Annotated in this window: 10 protein-coding genes; 8 read left to right on the plus strand and 2 right to left on the minus strand. The window is 31.5% G+C overall.

The features are described from left to right. Positions 1–53: 53 nt before the first annotated feature. On the plus strand, positions 54–1,649 hold the full coding sequence (locus H0I28_RS16460; protein WP_218759809.1) for a hypothetical protein: 1,596 nt from the start codon (positions 54–56) through the stop codon (positions 1,647–1,649). A 379-nt stretch (positions 1,650–2,028) separates the two neighbouring features. On the opposite strand, the gene H0I28_RS16465 is transcribed toward H0I28_RS16460, so the two are convergent. After that, positions 2,029–10,554: a T9SS type A sorting domain-containing protein gene (locus H0I28_RS16465; RefSeq protein ID WP_218759811.1), complete on the minus strand. Its 8,526-nt coding sequence runs from the start codon at positions 10,552–10,554 to the stop codon at positions 2,029–2,031. Between the two features lie 772 nt (positions 10,555–11,326). On the opposite strand from H0I28_RS16465, the gene H0I28_RS16470 reads away from it, so the two are divergent. The 4 genes from H0I28_RS16470 (at position 11,327) to H0I28_RS16485 (ending at position 15,391) form a co-directional block, all read left to right on the plus strand. Then, a complete protein-coding gene (locus tag H0I28_RS16470; RefSeq protein WP_218732487.1) occupies positions 11,327–12,151 on the plus strand; it encodes a prephenate dehydratase in 825 nt (274 codons plus the stop codon). A gap of 7 nt (positions 12,152–12,158) precedes the next feature. Beyond that, positions 12,159–13,307 carry a pyridoxal phosphate-dependent aminotransferase gene (locus tag H0I28_RS16475; RefSeq protein ID WP_218759812.1) on the plus strand — a complete coding sequence of 383 codons (1,149 nt, stop codon included), beginning with the start codon at positions 12,159–12,161 and terminating at the stop codon, positions 13,305–13,307. 128 nt (positions 13,308–13,435) lie between these two features. After that, positions 13,436–14,287 (plus strand): prephenate dehydrogenase, encoded by an 852-nt coding sequence (locus H0I28_RS16480; RefSeq protein ID WP_218759814.1) that lies wholly within the window; start codon positions 13,436–13,438, stop codon positions 14,285–14,287. Between the two features lie 21 nt (positions 14,288–14,308). Beyond that, positions 14,309–15,391: a bifunctional 3-deoxy-7-phosphoheptulonate synthase/chorismate mutase type II gene (locus H0I28_RS16485; RefSeq protein ID WP_218752060.1), complete on the plus strand. Its 1,083-nt coding sequence runs from the start codon at positions 14,309–14,311 to the stop codon at positions 15,389–15,391. Positions 15,392–15,817: 426 nt separating this feature from the next. Here H0I28_RS16485 and H0I28_RS16490 read toward each other — a convergent pair whose 3' ends face one another. Further along, complete coding sequence (locus H0I28_RS16490) at positions 15,818–16,459, minus strand: hypothetical protein (protein ID WP_218759816.1); 642 nt, start codon at positions 16,457–16,459, stop codon at positions 15,818–15,820. A gap of 150 nt (positions 16,460–16,609) precedes the next feature. Between H0I28_RS16490 and rsgA the strand changes: the two genes are divergently transcribed. From rsgA to H0I28_RS16505, 3 genes are all read left to right on the plus strand, one after another. After that, the gene (gene rsgA / locus H0I28_RS16495; RefSeq protein WP_218759817.1) at positions 16,610–17,578 is read left to right on the plus strand and encodes a ribosome small subunit-dependent GTPase A; all 969 of its coding nucleotides are present in this window, start codon (positions 16,610–16,612) and stop codon (positions 17,576–17,578) included. Positions 17,579–17,583: 5 nt separating this feature from the next. Next, a complete protein-coding gene (dtd, locus tag H0I28_RS16500) occupies positions 17,584–18,036 on the plus strand; it encodes a D-aminoacyl-tRNA deacylase (RefSeq protein ID WP_218759818.1) in 453 nt (150 codons plus the stop codon). A gap of 111 nt (positions 18,037–18,147) precedes the next feature. Then, the gene (locus H0I28_RS16505; RefSeq protein ID WP_218732494.1) at positions 18,148–18,789 is read left to right on the plus strand and encodes a YceI family protein; all 642 of its coding nucleotides are present in this window, start codon (positions 18,148–18,150) and stop codon (positions 18,787–18,789) included. Positions 18,790–18,816: the final 27 nt, after the last annotated feature.

Genomic DNA, 18,816 nt, shown 5'->3' on the forward strand with positions numbered 1-18,816 from the left:
AACTTTACTATTTTTGTTTATTATCCTAACAAATTTTAAAGTCTCCGCTTATTTTGATTAAAAATAATAATAACAGCATTTTTAAGCTGATAATCTTTTTTCTAAGCATAAATTTTTATGCACAGGAATCAGGGGACATTTATTTAAAATATATAGATTCTGCGAGTAATAGAATAGATAATTACCCAAGAATAGCTGAGCAATTTTTAGACTCTATTCCTAATCCTTTAGAAAAAAATATTAAAGGTAAACTTGCAGATTATTATCATCTTAAAGCAGTTTTAAGTAGTTACTTAAATAGGAGTGCCGAAGTTTATCATTATAATATTCTTGGACTAAAATATGCAGAATTAGAGAAGAATTATAAGTTAGCTGGTACAGCTAGTATAGAGTTGTTCTATAATTTGTATATCGTAAAAAAAGATACTACAGCTCTAAACTATCTTAAAAAAGCAGAAAAATTCTATACAATTGTTAAGGATAAATATGGTTTGATAGATGTAATGCAAATGAAAGCATATACTGAACTGTATAATAACAATTATAAAAAAAGTAACGATTTAATTCTTGCCAAGTTAGATTATTATAAGTCGATAAAAGAGGATTCTTATTATCAATTATATGCTTTATTTATGCTTATAACTAATTTTGTAGATTTAAATGATGATGCAAATATTAAAAAATATTATACAGAGTTTAAAACTTTAGAGAACGATACTACCCTTACAAAATATCTTTATAACATACATGATGTTACCTTAAACATAAGTTTTTCTGATCTATTTTTGAGAAGAAAACAGTTAGATTCTGCTGCTATTTATTTAAAAAAGGTGGATGGTATGCGATCTTATATGAATAATTTTGATAAAGAAAATCAGTTTAAAAACTATATAGCTTATTACGATGAATTAGAGGATACACAAAATAAAAACAATTATATAGATTCCCTTAAAAATCATAATCAGAATTTAATAAGTGAAAATATAGACGCCAGTTTTAATATTAATGAATCTTTTTTAGAAAATTCTAGAATTTTAGAAGTAGAAACCAAGAAAAACTTTTTAAATAGAAATTGGATTGCATTTTTAGTTACTCTTTTAGTAGTAGGTGTTGTTTTTGTTTTTGTAAAATATAAGAGTCTAAAAAGAGTTTTAAAAGATTTTTCTAAACGGAGAAGAGAATATTCTCTAATTGAGAATAATCATGATAAATTAAAGTTGAAAGTTAAAGGCTTAGAAAACTATATCGTAGATTTAAAGAAGGAAATTAAAAGCATTTCTTCAATTACAAATATAGATGACCAAAGAAATAAAATAAAAAGCCTTCATAAAGATATTCATCATAGTTCTTCTGTTCTTTTAGTAAAAGGCGAAGATCATTTAGATTTAATAAATAACCTTAATGCAGAGTTTTTTAATCAAATGTCTATAAAACACCCAGAGTTAAACCCTTCTGAAGTGATTATATGTTACTATCTATTTATGGGCTTTAAAACGAAAGAGATTAGTGTTTTCTTAAACACTTCTGTTAGATCTGTAGAGAGTAAAAGATATCGAATTACAAATAAGTTAGGTGTTAAAAAAGAAGATTTTAAATTAGTAGATTATTTAAAAGAAACCTTTAAGGACACTACTTCTTTTTCCTCATAAAAATAAGAGTATTAACATCTAATTAGAGTTGGTTTTTCTATTGATATAAGCTAACTGTATGGAAATAGCTATTATATACTTATCCTTTTTAATTAAATTCTTTAAATTATAATAATATATTGTCAGATTACATCTCTATATCGTATAATTTTGTAGATAATTTATAATAGTAGCGGTTAGGTTACATTCTAAAAAAATAGCCTAGAATATTATAATGTGTACGATTACGATTCAGAAAAGAACTTTTATAGTTGGGGTTAATAGAAACTTATATTGCCATTAAAAACTTCCTAATAATAAAAAACTCTAAAGATTATTATCTTTAGAGTTTTTTATTAAATCTATACCTCATTTTTTAACTAGAGGCATGAGGTGTTTATTATTCAATTACTACTTTCTTATTGATTGCTCCTTTATCTGTGTTCATTTTAACAATGTAAATACCAGTTGGTATTTGTTTTTTGATTTCTAATTGGTAAGTAGATTTTTGTTCGTTAATATTCCAAGTACTTACTTTTTTACCAAGAATATCAAATAACTCTACTTTTTGAATGTTCACTTCTTGATTTTTAGAAATTACAATTTTGTTATTGTCGTTATCTGCATAAATATTGGTTTGTCCAGCGATTAGATCTTCTTCTACACCAAGTACACTGTCTTCTGTCGCTTCAAAAGCCAAAACAAACCTGTTTGTGTATGTACCTGCTTCTAATTGATATGCTGCACTAACATCATTTATTAGCTGTGTTTTACCAGTTAATTTGTCTTTGATGTATACGTTTTGATTGATGTTGTTTATTTCATCAATACCAATTGTAATAATACTGTTTTCGCTTACAATAACTTCTAGTGGTACTTCTAGTGCATTCGATATTTCTTGTACTCCAGAAATTACATAACTATTTGTATCATTTGGAAACTTCCAATAGAAATCAGTAGGGTTCACATCATACATTTCAGAGTCATACCCTTTTTCATATTCAAAAGAATTTGCTTGATTAAAAGAAATTCCAATTTGGCGATGTAAATTGCTTCCTTCATCATTAGAGTAGCTCATTCCTAATTTTAATATAGATAGGTTGTTATTAACTGCTTTTAAAGCTGTTTTCTGATCGCTTTTTAAGAATATAGATGTACCATCTCCTTCTGTTTTATATTCTCTTTGACTATTATTAAATTTAATTTGTCCGGTACCAATACCTTCTACAAAGAATCCTTGACCTATTGCAACATAAGGTTCTGGAGATTTGTATAAATTTTCATATTGACTACCACCAGAGTTCGCAACACAAGATAAAAGTCCGTCATCATCTTGAAATATTAATTTATTCATATATAATATATCTGAACCGTTGGTTGCTGTAAAAGTAATGTCACTACCCGCTGGTATGCATAAGTCTATTGTTATATCTTTATAAATTAGACGGGTAGAAGGAAAAGTAAACTCACCTTTATCTACATTATCAATTTTTATATTAAATTTCTTAGTTGAAAGTGATGCGTAGTTTATTTTTAAAGATTCTACTCCTCTAGGAATGTTAGAGAACTTGATATAATCATGATTATTTAAAGAGACTACATTACCTAAAATATTTGAAATTAATTGTTTAAGACCATTTGTATCTGCATCAGGTACGTGTTCAGCTCGAAGTGTGAAGTCAACAGGACCTGTCTCTCCCGTTTTTACAGCTGTTGCCATACTTACATTCTGAGCAGCATAACCACCAATATATCCCCCAAAATTATGACCAGCAGTTCCTGAAGCATTCGTTTCTGCTACATGTTGCCAAAAATAAAGTGTTGATATTAAATCGTTATTGTCATCTAAAAATTTTCTTGCATTTAAAGCAGAAGGGAAGGGGTTTCCAATTAAATAAGATTGTCCTTCAGTTATCTGTTTTGTTTTAAACTCACCATCATTAGGGGTACCCACAAATGTATAGTTTTGTTCTCTTCCAGGTCCTTTAAATGTATAACCATCACCTCTATCTATTGTTCCGCTTTTATATTTATGAGACCAATTTGCTCTTCCGTTACTAGCTGGAGCATACGTGTATACCCAGTAATCTGCTAAGGAAATACCCGATTCAGTAAAAGAACCATCATATCCACCAACAAAAGTAATTTCTTTAGGTGTATTTGCTGTTGTACCGTCTCTAAGAACAGATTCTAAAGAATAGGTTGCCTTATTTAAAGTAGTAACCGGAGAACTCATATAATTATAACGGTATTTACTTGGTACTTCTGAGTTTTGATCTACAAACAATCTTCCATCACCAGAAACAGTACTAGCATTTTCATGCGTCTGTATCAATTGAGCAGAAGAACCAGATAAACGAATGTCTCCGTCTAGCTCTATATCATTTGTAACTACTAATAATTGATCTGTTACTTTTAACTCATTTGTGTTAAGAACCTTTAATTTTCTAGCACTTAATCGATTATTTTGATGGTTGTAAGACTCATCAACTATAACATAACGAGACCTGTCTGGATAACCGTTGTCCCAAGTACCATCGGTATTTGTGGTAGTTTCCTTAATTCTATGTAAACCTAACAAAGTGTTAGCTTCAGAATTAGAATTCTCTATTTCTGAGATTAATGGATCTAAAGAGTGTCTTTTTGTACTATTGTCTCCAGTTTCATAACCAGATTGATATGAGTTTATGGCATCATCTATAAAAACTACCCATTCACTAGAATCATAATTTTTATTAGGTGCTGTTACTTGATCTATTCGAACAAATGAAGTTTTGTCGGTAATATCAGAAATTATATCATATCTATTTGCCCATGCATAATTTCCTGTAGCAGAAGAAAGTGTTATAATATCATTTGCTCCGCTGATATCAGTTAATGCGCTGTTTTCTATAATTGTTGCATCACCTAAATTTGTTATTTCAGAAGTTGTATTGTTTTTAAATAGGACAGATTTACCTACTTTTAATTCAGAATCTACCACAATTTCTTCAGTTGGTGTCACTATTGTTAGCGCATCTACCTGAGCTACTGTTTGATTCTTATACAATTGAATTTTAATGGTTTTAGCAGGAATATCTTCTAAACCTATATTAGTTATTTCTATCCATCTTTCAGTACCAAATTGATAAACTTGCGTAATCATAACGTCTGCAGCTTCTGGTATGTCCCTATAATCTAGGTTACCAGTAGTTGGGTTATTTGGATCGAAATTACCATCTGTATCTCCAAAAGAGTTTTCTAAAATAGCTAATGTTGTTACTATGTTATTAGGTGCTATTCCTCCATCATTTACTGTAAATCCGTTATTTAGAATGTCTAGGTTATCATCAAATGCATCATTTAAACCATCACCATCTGTATCTAATAATTTACCACTTGCATCTGTTGCTAGCTCATTTTGTAAATCCCCATTTTCAGCAATATCAAGTACACCATCATTATCTGAATCTTCATCTAAGTAATCTGGAGTATCCGTTCCATCAGTATTTTCTGGAATAAAGCCAATATTAGAGCCAAACTCATATTGGTCATCTACACCATTATTGTTACTGTCTGCGATGTTGTTTCCAACTCCAGAAGGTTTTTTATAACCACTTGTAGATTGTCCTTCAATATTATCAGGAATACCATCGTCATCAGCATCAATATCTATAAAATTTGGTTTCCCATCTGTATCTGCATCTCCTTTTAGGTAAGAGTTTGGTTTCCCATCTGCTGTTGTATTTGTTGCATCAGTATCTGGTCCGGTAATTATTAACGGATCGGTTTGAACATTATCATCAAAACCATCGTTATTAGTATCAGTTGTTAATTTACCGTTGTTATTAATGTTATCTACTTTACCATCTCTGTTAGCATCTGTACCACCAGCTTCAATAATATCTACAATACCATCGTTGTCTGAATCTAGGTCTATATGATTTGGGATACCATCCTTATCAGAATCTCCTGTAATATAAGAGTCTGGTTTACCATCGTTATTATTATCTGCTCCTGTAACTACTAAGGCATTGTTGCTATTATTGATAGTACCAACTTTTCCATCTACAGCGTCATCAAAACCATCGTTATCAGTATCGTTAATTAATGTTCCATTACTGTTGATGTTGTCTACTAAACCGTTTCCGTCTTCATCTACTCCGCCAGCTTCTATTAAATCTGGAATTCCATCATTATCGGCATCTAAGTCTAACATGTCTAATATACCATCTTGGTCTGTATCTCCGTTAGGGTAACTATTAGGTTTACCATTGTTATTTGAATCTGCTCCGGTAACTATTAATGCTTTTGCAACATTATTAGTTCCGTTAACATTTCCATCTACAGCATCATCAAAACCATCGTTATCAACGTCATTTCTTAAAGAACCATCAGAGTTAATAGTATCTACTAATCCATTACCATCAGTATCTATTCCGCCTGCTTCTACTAAATCTGAAATTCCGTCGTTATCAGAATCTAAATCTAAGTAGTTAGGAATACCATCGTTATCTGTATCACCAGTATCATATGTATCTGGCTTACCATCGTTGTTTGCGTCTGTGCTAGCTGTAAGTATTAAAGCGTTATTACTGTTGATAGCACCGTTTACATCACCATCTACATAGTCATTAAAACCATCATTGTCTGTATCGTTAAAGTTGTCTGCAATACCATCTCCATTGGCATCTGTACCACCAGCTTCTACAACATCTGGAATACCATCGTTATCTGAATCTAAATCTTGTGTGTCTTTAATACCATCACCATCTGTATCTGGGTTTGTAATAGCATTACCATCTGTACCACCTGTTACATTAGCGTCGTAACGATCATCTAAACCATCACTATCTGCATCGTTTATTAAAGTTCCGTTTGCATTAATATCATCTACTTTTCCGTTTCCGTCACCATCAATACCACCAGCTTCTACAATATCTGCGATACCATCGTTGTCTGAGTCTAAGTCTAGAAAATCTAATACACCGTCTTTGTCTGTATCTCCATTAGGGTAACTATTAGGTTTACCATTACCATCTGTGTCTACTCCTGTAACAATTAATGCATTGTTTTTATTATCTGTACCATTTACATTACCATCTACAGCATCGTCAAAACCATCGTTATCTACATCATTTATTAGCGTACCATTACTTCTTATGTTATCTATTTTTCCATCTCCGTCGGCATCAATACCTCCAGCTTCTGTAATATCAGTAATTCCGTCGTTGTCTGAATCTAAATCTATATGATTAGGGATACCATCTCGGTCTGTATCTCCTGTTGTATAAGAATCGGGTTTTCCGTCATTATTAGTATCACTTCCGGTAATAACTAGTGCATTGTCTTTATTGTTAGGTGTACCAAGTTGGCCAACATCACCATCAACTAGATCATCAAAACCATCATTATCTACATCATTTTTTAGCGTACCATCAGAATTTATATTGTCTACTTTACCGTCTCCATTAATGTCTGTACCACCAGCTTCTACGATATCTGGAATACCATCGTTGTCTGAGTCTAAATCTCGTGTATCAGGAATACCATCTCCGTCTGAATCTGGGTTTGAAATATTATTTCCATTAGCTCCACCTGTAACATTAGCGTCATAACGGTCATCTAAACCGTCTTTGTCTATATCGTTTACAAGAGTTCCATCAGTATTAATATTATCTACTTTTCCATTTCCATCTGTGTCAATACCACCAGCTTCTACGATATCTGGAATACCATCGTTGTCTGAATCTAAATCGAAGTGATTAGGAATACCATCTCCGTCGTTATCATATACATCAGGTATACCGTCATTATTAGAGTCTGTGTAATCTGTAGTACTTCCGTCTCCTCCATTACCATCATCATGGTTGTCTAAATAATTAGGAATACCATCTCCATCTTCATCACCTTCGGCTAAGTTTCCTCCATTTTCTATAGTGTCTGGTATACCGTCGTTATCATCATCTAGGTCGATGCTGTCTGCAATACCATCATTGTCATTATCCTTAATATCTCTATAATCTAGATTACCTGTAGAAGGATTACTAGGGTTGAAGTCATTATCTTCATCTCCAAAAGAGTTTTCTAGAGTAGTTAAGTTTGTTACTTTGTTGTTTGGGCTTACACCATCATTTACTGTAAATCCAATAGTAGGATTGTCTGTGTTGTCATCAAAAGCATCATCTAAACCATCACCATCAGTATCTTTTCCTGTAAGAACATTTTGTGAGTCTCCATTTTCTGCAATATCAAGAATGGCATCATTGTCTGAATCTGGGTCTAAGTAATCTGGTATTTTATCGCCATCAGTATCTACTGGGATAAAAACGTTACCACCAACTTCATAATTATCATCAATACCATTGTTATTACTATCTGCCATACTAGTACCAACTCCACTTGGAGCGATATAATCTGCAGTAGTTTGTACTTCTATATTATCTGGAATACCATCATTGTCTGCATCTATGTCTAGATAATCTGGTATGCCATCTCCGTCTGTAGATGTTGGTGTATTACCTGTACCTGCACTTTGTGGAATTCCTTTAGTTGATGGTGTTGTACCAACTACACCATCTGCCATTCCATCATTGTTGTCGTCTTTACCACCAGCTTCTATAACATCTGGAATACCATCGTTATCTGAGTCTAAATCTAAACGATTAGGGATCCCATCTCCATCTGAATCTGTATTACATAATTGTCTTACTAGAATATCATCAATAGCTAAATCGTTTCCATATTCTGCTTTCGTGTTGTTTCTAATAACAACGGTTATATTGCTGCTATTTAATGTAGTTAAAGGTGCTTTTGTACCATAATATTTCCATGCATCTTTACTGCCTGCTTCTTCTCTAACAATGTTTCCTGTATTTACAGGAGGACCTAAAAGTACTCCGTTTTGCCAAAGCTCTATTTGTATGTTAGGTAAAACTCTAAGAGGATCATTATTAATGTTATTATCAATATCTAAATTTAAGACCCAAAAAGATACATCTAAAAGTGCACCAGCTGTAATACCTGAAATTGTTTTCTGATAAATAACATCAAGTGTTTTACCTGCATTTACCATTAACATATTGTCGTTTGTAGGTGTTAAGCTACCACTTGTGTGATCACCTACAGTTTGCCATTTATCATCTGCCCAACTTGCAGAGTTAGGGATGTTATTAAATACTGCGTAAAGGTCATCCTGTAAATCACGACTAGTATTATTATCACGTGGATTTTTTAAATCTAAATAGTTATAATTTGTAGACGCTCCTCCAGATAAAGGAGTACTTATATTGTTTCCTATTCCAAAATCTTCATTAAGTAAAGGAGTTCCATAGATATCACAAGTGTCTTCATCAACATCTAAAATACCATCGTTATCATCATCTAAATCACAAATATCACTAATGCCATCTCCGTCTGTATCTAAGTTCCCAGAAGAAGCTGCATCACAACGATTCCCTACGGTTATATCATCATTTGTAGAGTCTCCAGAATCATAATTTGTAATAACTGTATCATTTGGACTTGTAACAGTAGCTGTTACTCCGTTTTGATAGGTTCCTAAATTTTGGTTTTCAGGTACTGCTATATCAAAGATAATGGTTACACTTCCTTTACCATCTATATCAAAAGTACCCCAATTTAGTGTAGTATCTCCTACTTGTGGTTTTGTTGTAGCAGTTTGTCTAGCATTGTTTAACACAACATTGGCTCCAGATACATAGGTAAAACCTGTGGGTAGAATATCTTTAGCTTCTATGCCTTTTAAATCTACATTAGTCGCATTTGTTAAAGTTATTTCGTAGGTACCGTTTTCGCCAATATTAACATTAGGAGTGGTTGTTTTTTTAGTTACAATTAGACCTCCTGTTGGTATTTTTAATACAATTAAGTCTATTAATATAAGGTCTTGCCATGATCCAACCTCTAACGTTAAATTTGTTGAATTAGGTGTAAAATTACTATTTACAACATCAATATCCCATGCTCCATAATTACCACCGGTTTGAGCATCGGTACCAGGAGCAGGGTCTGAAACCCCAGCTGAGTTAGCCCAATCATTAGGAAAATCACTAAATGCAGGGTCTGAAACTTTTATTTTTTCTCCATTAATAGCTGCATCCCCTTGTAAAGAAGCTACAGAAATACTACCTGCTACATCTCCAGAATATACTTTATAGCCTGTAACGGGTACGTCTACGTCTTCGTTTTCATATACAAAACCTTTTAAGCCATCATATACATATACTTGATTGATCCCCGTTTCTTCAGTTGGTGATTTGTAAACAACAAGCATTTGCCATGCTCTTACATTTTCTTGAGAATAAGCACAGGCTGAATTAAATCTTGATTGAACAGTGCTATTTGAAGATGTAGAGATCACATCTGCAGTATATGTTCCTGAAGGATTAGGCTGTGCTAAAACTTCTGAAGTAATATCAGCTAAATAACCTTCATATACAGGGTTGTAAGTACTAAATGCTACCGTTTCTCTAAAACTTTTATCTCTTGTAATGGTTTGTGTTGTTCCATTAGGAAACGTAATAGGTATGGTTGTAGATAATGGGTTGTAGCTAGTTAAATTAGATTTATCATGTTTTACAAGCGCAAACCATTGTACATATACAGCTTGTATCACTGCGTCTGCAGGTAAATTTAGTGTTGAACTAGTTGCAGCTCCATTACCTTTAGAACAATCAAAAGTAACACCACTATTTCTATTATATTTAATTTCACTATTACCTATTTGTTTATAGGTAAGGTTTGCACCAGAGTATTTCTTGTAAAATTCAATATTATCATTGGTGTCTCGGCCGGGGCCTTGCGCACTTACAGAAAAGGAAGTGTAAAATAATAATAGCGTTAGTACTGTTAAGCTTTTTAAGCTGTTCTTTAATAGGTATTGAATTTCCCCAAACTCACATACCTGAAAAGTAGTTTTTTTCATGGTGCTTTTGATTTAATTGTTCTTTGGGGGAGTTGTTAAAATCTTAAAATACGTTGGGGGAATACTATAAAATCTGCTTAGGGGCGCAGTTAAGGGGAGTGCAAAATTAATACTAAGTTCACATATGTACAAATAAATCGAAAGAATTATTTAAAATGTACAACACTAATTCTCTCTTTTTATATTTTAGAATTACATGAACGTAATATGTAGAGAAGAGCTATTATATGTCTACAAATAAGGTTTTAGCTACTTTAGATATTCGTATAATAATCGTTGTTACAATGTGGAATAAATAACTAGACAACAATTCGGTTTTATTAGTAAGTATCTAAAAATTGTTGAGAAAATAGTGAAGAATGGTTTTAAAGAGTATATGAATGAGCTAGGTAGGAGTTTTTTTGTCCAAAAAGAGAAGCTTCAATTGAAATACATAGTAGAAGAATAGCTTAACATTTAGAATACTGTTTATAATCTCTTTTTAGTTGAAGAAATTCATAATGATTGCTTTATATTTTATGTAATTTTTAATGATTAATCATTTTTTTTATAAAAAATGCTATTTAGTTTGTTTGTTTCAAATTTATCTTTAGATTTGTCAGTATAAACAAAGAGAATACAAATGTTAAATAATTATTTTACTCGTTTCTATTTTTACTTTTACTTTTTTAGTAAGAGAGGAGACTTTGTATCATGTTTTTAAGTAACATTCATATCATATAAAGTCTCGAATTCCATTCGAGGCTTTTTTTTTGACATTATTTGTAATAAAATGAATAAAATTATTGCCATACAAGGAGCTGAAGGCTCAAACCATCATAAAGTTGCACGCAACTTTTATGGAACCACTATACAATTAAAAGAGTGTATGTCTTTTGATGAGTTGGTAGCCAGTTTGCTAGACAATACCGCAGATTTGGGTATTATGGCTTTAGAGAACACCATTGCGGGGTCTATAATTCCTAATTATGCATTAATTGATAATAATAATTTACACATAATAGATGAAGAGTATTTGAATATTCATCATCATTTAATGGCTCTAAAAGGTCAGGGAATAGAAGATATTAAAGAAGTTTGGTCGCATCCAATGGCATTGTTACAATGTAAGGAGTTTTTTAAAAAATATCCACATATAAAATTAGTGGAAGATGTTGACACTGCTGAGGTTGCTAAAAGAATTTCGAAAGAAAATTTAGTAGGTATTGCTGCAATTGCTCCAAAAATTGCTGCAGAAATATTTAGTTTAGAAATTCTTGAAGATGAACTTCAAACCATAAAAGATAATTCTACACGTTTTGTAATTGTAAAAACTACTAAACCAGAAGTTAATAAAGAAGTTAATAAAGCTTCTTTAAAATTTCAATTAAACCATAAAAGAGGAAGTCTTGCAGCAATTTTAAATGTATTGAGTGATTGCAAAATGAACTTAACCAAAATACAGTCTTTACCAGTAATAGAAACTCCATGGAAATATTCATTTTTTGTAGATGTTACTTTTGAAGAATATAGTGAGTATGAAAAAGCAAAAGCGATTATAGAAATAATGGCAGAAGAATTCAAAATTTTAGGAGTTTATAAAAACGGTAGAAAATAGTATAGTTATGATACAACCAGCTAAAAGATTAGATACAGTGCAAGAATACTACTTCTCTAAAAAATTAAGAGAAGTTAGAGGTTTAGCAGCTGCAGGAAAACCAATTATCAATATGGGAATTGGATCTCCAGATTTGCAACCACCAACAGAAGTTTTAGAAGCAATTCAAAATAGCCTAGGTGATGCAAGTGCACATAAGTATCAATCCTATCAGGGCTTACCGGAATTAAGAAATGCAATTTCAACTTTTTATAAAAACAAGTTTTCGGTAGATTTAAATCCAGAAAACGAGATTTTACCATTGATGGGAAGTAAAGAAGGAATTATGCATATTTCTATGGCTTTTTTAAACGAAGGCGATAAAGTATTAATTCCGAATCCTGGATATCCAACTTATACTTCTGTAACGAAGTTAGTAGGTGCAGAACCTTTGTTTTATAATTTAAGTGATGCTACTAATTGGCAACCAGATTTTGAAGCTTTAGAAGCACAAGATTTAAGTGATGTAAAAATTATGTGGGTCAATTATCCGCACATGCCAACAGGAACAAATGCAACATTAGAAACGTTTGAAAAACTAGTAGCTTTTGGTAAAAAGCACCGTATTTTAATCATTAATGACAATCCATATAGTTTTATTTTAAACGATAATCCTATCAGTATTTTACAAGTAGAAGGCGCAAAAGACATTGCTTTAGAGTTAAACTCTTTAAGTAAGACTTTTAACATGGCAGGTTGGCGCGTTGGTATGTTGTTAGGAAAAGCAACGTACGTCAACGAAGTTTTAAAAGTGAAATCGAATATGGATTCTGGTATGTTTTACGGAATTCAAAAAGGAGCTATAGAAGCCTTACAATTATCTGATGATTGGTTTTTAGCACAAAATAAAATTTACGAAGAACGTAGAAGTTTAATTTGGCAATTAGCAGATAAGTTAGATGCAGTTTATAGTAAAAATTCAACAGGATTGTTTGTTTGGGCAAAAATACCTGAAGGAAAAAAATCTGAAGAAGTTACAGATGCAGTTTTATATGATCATGATATTTTTATTACTCCAGGAACCATTTTTGGCTCTCAAGGAGAAGGATATATTCGTTTTTCATTATGTGTAACAACAGATATAATTAAAGAAGCAATTAGCAGGTTTGATAAATAAGTTTGTAGTTTTTTAGTAGCAGTTTGCAGTTAGTTTGTTTACTAAAAAGAGACTTTATCGAATTAAAAATTAAAGTGTGTCATTCCGAATGAGGAACAAAGAGGAATTTCACTTAAAGAGAAAACAAAATGAAAAATATATACATGATTGGTATTGGTTTAATAGGCGGTAGTTTTGCTATCGATATTAAAAATAACAATCCGGATGTTGTAATTCACGGAATCGATACGAATGAAAGCCATTTAGATGAAGCGCTAAAATTAGGTGTAATTCAAAAGAAAGCAACTTTAGACGATATAGAAAATGCAGACTTGGTAATTATATCAATTCCAGTAGATGCAACTGCAAAATTATTGCCGACAATATTAGATAAAATTTCTGATGATGGTTTGGTTGTAGATGCAGGGTCTACAAAAGAAGCAATTTGTAAAGTGGTTGAACATCATCCTAAAAGAAGAAATTTTTTAGCAGCGCATCCAATTGCAGGAACAGAAAATTCTGGTCCAAAAGCAGCTGTATCCGGCTTATACGTTGGAAAAACAAATATTATCTGCGAAGTAGAAAAGACAACTTTTAAGCTTCAAGAAAAAGCTTTAAAGCTTTTTATAGACATTGGAATGCGTATTCGGTACATGGACCCAGTTTCTCATGACAAGCATATTGCGTATGTTTCGCACTTATCTCACATAAGCGCATTTATGTTAGGTAAAACGGTCATTGATAAAGAAAGAAATGAACGCGATATTTTTGATATGGCAGGTTCAGGATTTAGATCTACAGTGCGTTTGGCAAAAAGTTCGCCAGCAATGTGGACTCCAATTTTTGAACAAAATAAAGAAAACGTAATAGAAACATTAGAAGAGTACATCAATAATTTACAACATTTTAAAGAGTTGATGCAAAAAGATAGGTTCTCTGAAATTTTTAACGAAATGGAGAATACAAATCACATAAAACAAATTTTAAACGGCATAAAATAATAAGCCAAAACAAGTAGAAAAATGGAGAATACAAAAGAATTGAGAACATGGTTGGACGATATGAAATTAAATCATCCACTAGTAATAGCAGGGCCTTGTAGTGCAGAAACCGAAGAACAGGTTTTAAAGATTGCACACGAACTAAAAGATTCTGATGTAAGCTATTTTAGAGCAGGAATATGGAAACCAAGAACAAGACCAGGAATGTTTGAAGGTGTTGGTGAAATTGGTTTACACTGGTTAAAGAAAGTAAAAGAAGAAACAGGTATGAAGACCTGTACAGAAGTTGCAAATGCAGCCCACGTAAAGTTAGCTTTAGAGCACGATGTAGATCTATTATGGATTGGTGCACGTTCTACTGTATCACCTTTTATCATGCAAGAAATTGCAGATGCATTAGCAGGTACAGATAAAATTGTATTGGTTAAAAATCCAGTAAATCCAGATTTAGCTTTATGGTTAGGTGGTATCGAAAGATTATATACTGCAGGAATCAAAAATTTAGGAGCAATTCACAGAGGTTTTTCAACGTATGAAAAATCTAAATATAGAAATAATCCAGAATGGCAATTAGCTATCGAGTTTCAAAATAAGTTTCCAGATTTACCATTAATCAACGATCCATCTCATATTACAGGTAAGAGAGACATGATTTTTGATGTTTGTCAGACTGCTTTAGATTTAAACTTTGATGGTTTAATGGTTGAGACTCATTACGACCCAGAAAATGCTTGGTCTGATGCTGCACAACAAGTTACGCCGGATACTTTAAAACAAATAATGGTAGACTTAAAAGTGAAGAAAGAAACTGAGACTGCAGTTAGTTACAGAGAACCTTTAGAAAATTTAAGAGCTCAAATTAACGTGGTAGATGATCAATTAATCGATTTATTAGGTAAAAGAATGCAAGTTGCCGATAAAATTGGTCAATTAAAGAAAGATCAAAACGTAGCTGTTTTACAATCACGTCGTTGGAACGAGATTTTAGGAAACATGGTTATGGAAGGTAGTAGCAAAGGTTTAAGTGAAGAATTTGTTTTAAAAATGTTTAAGGCAATTCACCAAGAATCTATCGTTCACCAAGAAAAAATTATCAACGGATAATCTTTAAGCATAAATATTTATTTAAATACCTTCAAGTTTTATAATTTGAAGGTATTTTTTTTGGGCGTTACCAAGCAAAAAAGCTTGGTCAGGCTTTCGCACTCGCTTTTTTTGTAGAAAAACAAAAAAGAGCTCAAACAATTGCTCAATCCTTAACACATGGTGAATCCCAAAGAAGGACAAAAAACATCTCAAAACAATAAGAAGTCCAATAATTATATTACAGAAAACTTGTCATCAAAAATTTGTCATTTCGACGATAGGAGAAATCCTATAACATTGATAAGTCAAACTCAACCAAACTTTTTGTGATTTCTCCCAAAAGGTCGAAATAGCAAACAACTTACTTTAGTTAGGTAAAACAGCATGTGTTTAACAAAAAAAAACCGCCAATTGGCGGTCTTTCATATAAATAATGATATTCAATTATTTTGTATACGGAATTCTTCTAGATACTTTTCTCATTAAAATATTAATTAGATCTTGAGCATCAGAACCAAGAGATCCTTTAATTTTTTTATGATAATTAACTACTAATTCATCATCAATAGTACTTGTGAAATCCATATTCATAGTTGCGGTATTGGTTGCAAACATTCCACCTGTTAAAACAGCGAGTCCAATTGCAGCTCCATTAGACATTGGTTTAGAAGTTTCGTAAGTTCCAGAAATAACTGCTTCTACACCTAAGATTTCGCCTAATTCACTAGGTAAATATTCATCATAAGAATGAATATCTATTCCTTTCTTTTTCAATAAAGCATTCGTTCTTGTTGGGTTCTGAACAGCAACCAATAGAGTCCCTCTTTTTTTTCTAGTTAAAAACCAAGAATACATCGCTTTTTGTATGTCTAAAGCTTCACTTTTTCCCATTTCAATTATTTGTTCAGAAGTAAAATCTTTTAATTGTTTTGGTCTTAACTTAACCTGAACATGTAAAGGTAGAATAGCTATTGTTTTTGTGTTTTCTACATAAGTTTCAGCATCATCATGTACATATAATTTTGTTTGAGCATTTGTTGTTGTTATGCAAATTACAAGTGCAAATAGTGAGATAATTTTTTTCATAAATAAGTTTTGGTTAAAAAAAAACGAATATAGGGGTAACTTTAACAATTATTTTAAGATTTAATTTATTTTTTAACTTGATTAATGAAATAACTATTGAATTTGTTACTATTTTTCTTAATTCAATATTAATTCAGCATCTTTGTAGTAATGAAAGGAATCGTATATAAATCTACTGGAAGTTGGTATCAGGTGAAAGCTGATACCGGAGAATTTTACAAATGTAGAATTAAAGGAAAATTTAGAATAAAAGACATTAAAAGTACCAATCCAATTGCGGTTGGTGATAAAGTTGTGTTCGATTTAGAGAAAAAGAATGATGAAGAAACAGGTGTTATCAAAAAGATTTTAGATAGAGATAATTTTATTGTTAGAAAATCTGTAAATCTTTCTAAACAGACCCACATTATCGCTTCTAATATAGACCAAGTTTTCTTATTGATTACTATTAATAATCCGCCTACATTCGCCACATTTATAGATCGATTTTTAGTAGCAACCAGAGCTTATAGAATAGATACTATTTTGGTTTTTAATAAAATAGACTCTTATCAACTAGAGGAACGAGCAGAAATTTTATACTTAAAAGATATTTACGAAGCTATTGGTTATCGTTGTGTAGAAGTTTCATCTACGCAAAATAAAAATGTAGATACCATTAAAGAAATAATGACAGGTAAAACATCTATGTTTGTTGGTCATTCTGGTGTTGGTAAATCAACTTTGGTAAATGCTATTGAACCTTCTTTAAACCTTAAAACAAAAGAAATTTCAGATCAACATAATCAAGGGAAACACACTACTACTTTTGCAGAAATGTTCGATTTAAGTTTCGATGCAAGAATTATAGATACACCCGGTATTAAAGGATTTGGAGTTGTAGATATTGATAAATACGAATTAGGAGATTATTTTCCTGAGTTTTTTGCTTTAAAACAAGATTGTAAATTCAATAATTGTATTCACACTAAAGAACCACAATGTGCAGTAAAAGAGGCGTTAGAAGAAGAGCGTGTTTCTTGGTCTCGTTATAAGAGTTACCTTCAAATTTTAAGTGGAGATGAAGAGAAAGAACATTTTAGAACAGATGTTTGGAACGAAGAAGATAATGAGGAATAAACTTTATGAAAATTGTAATTCAAAGAGTATCGGAAGCTAGTGTAACGATCGATAATGCTAAAGTTGCAGAAATTAAAATGGGACTTTTAGTATTATTAGGTATTGTTGATGATGATACACAAGAAGATATTAATTTCTTGGTTAGAAAAACAGCTAATCTTCGTGTTTTTAATGATGAAAATCAGGTGATGAACAAATCACTCATACACATTGATGGTGAAGTAATTGTTGTAAGTCAGTTTACTCTACAGGCATCTACTAAAAAAGGAAATAGACCCAGTTATATTAAAGCAGCAAGACCAGAAATAGCCATTCCGTTGTATGAGAATTTTGTAGCAACCTTAGAAAACGAACTCGGTAAAAAAGTACAAACAGGTCAGTTTGGTGCAGATATGAAAGTAGCTTTGAAAAACGATGGTCCGGTTACAATTATTATAGATTCTAAAAATAAAGAGTAGTTTTTTAAAATGTTAAATGTTAATTTATCATAAAAACTATAATAATATTTTCCAAGGGAAATAAATAGTATATATTTGCAATAGAATTCATATTAACAAAAAAATAAAAAAATGAAAAGAATAATTTTATCATTAGTATTAGTAGCATCAGTTTTAACTGCATGTAAAGGAGAAAAAAAAGAAAAAGTAGAAGCTAAAGAAGCTGTAAAAGTTGAGGTTAATGTTGCTGAACTAAATAATGTTGATACCTCTGTTTCAGTTTTAAATTGGAAAGGAACAAAACCAGGAGGAGCCCATAATGGAACTGTAGCTTTAAAAAGTGGAGGTTTGTTAGTAGAAGATGGTAAACTTATTAATGGTGAGTTTGTAATTGACATGACTACTATTGTAAATTTAGATATTCCTGCAGATAAAGAAGGAAATGCAAAATTAGTAGGGCATTTAAGTAATGAAGACTTTTTTGAAGTAGATGCTTATCCTATTTCAAAATTTGTTATTACCAATGTAGAAGAGGTGGAAGGAAAATTAGCAGTTACAGGAAATTTACAAATTAAAGATGTAACAAAAAGTATAACAATACCTGCAACTATCTCTACAGAAAATGGAGTTACAGTATTTACAAGTGAATCTTTTAATGTAGATAGATCAGATTTTAATGTAAAATATGGTTCTAAAAAATTCTTTGAGGGATTAAAAGATAAATTTATAGATGATATTATGACTTTCTCTTTTGTTGTAAAAACGAAAGCGTAAATTAGATTAATTCAAATTCAATTTTAG

Source organism: Polaribacter sp. AHE13PA, assembly GCF_019278505.1.
Classification (GTDB): domain Bacteria; phylum Bacteroidota; class Bacteroidia; order Flavobacteriales; family Flavobacteriaceae; genus Polaribacter.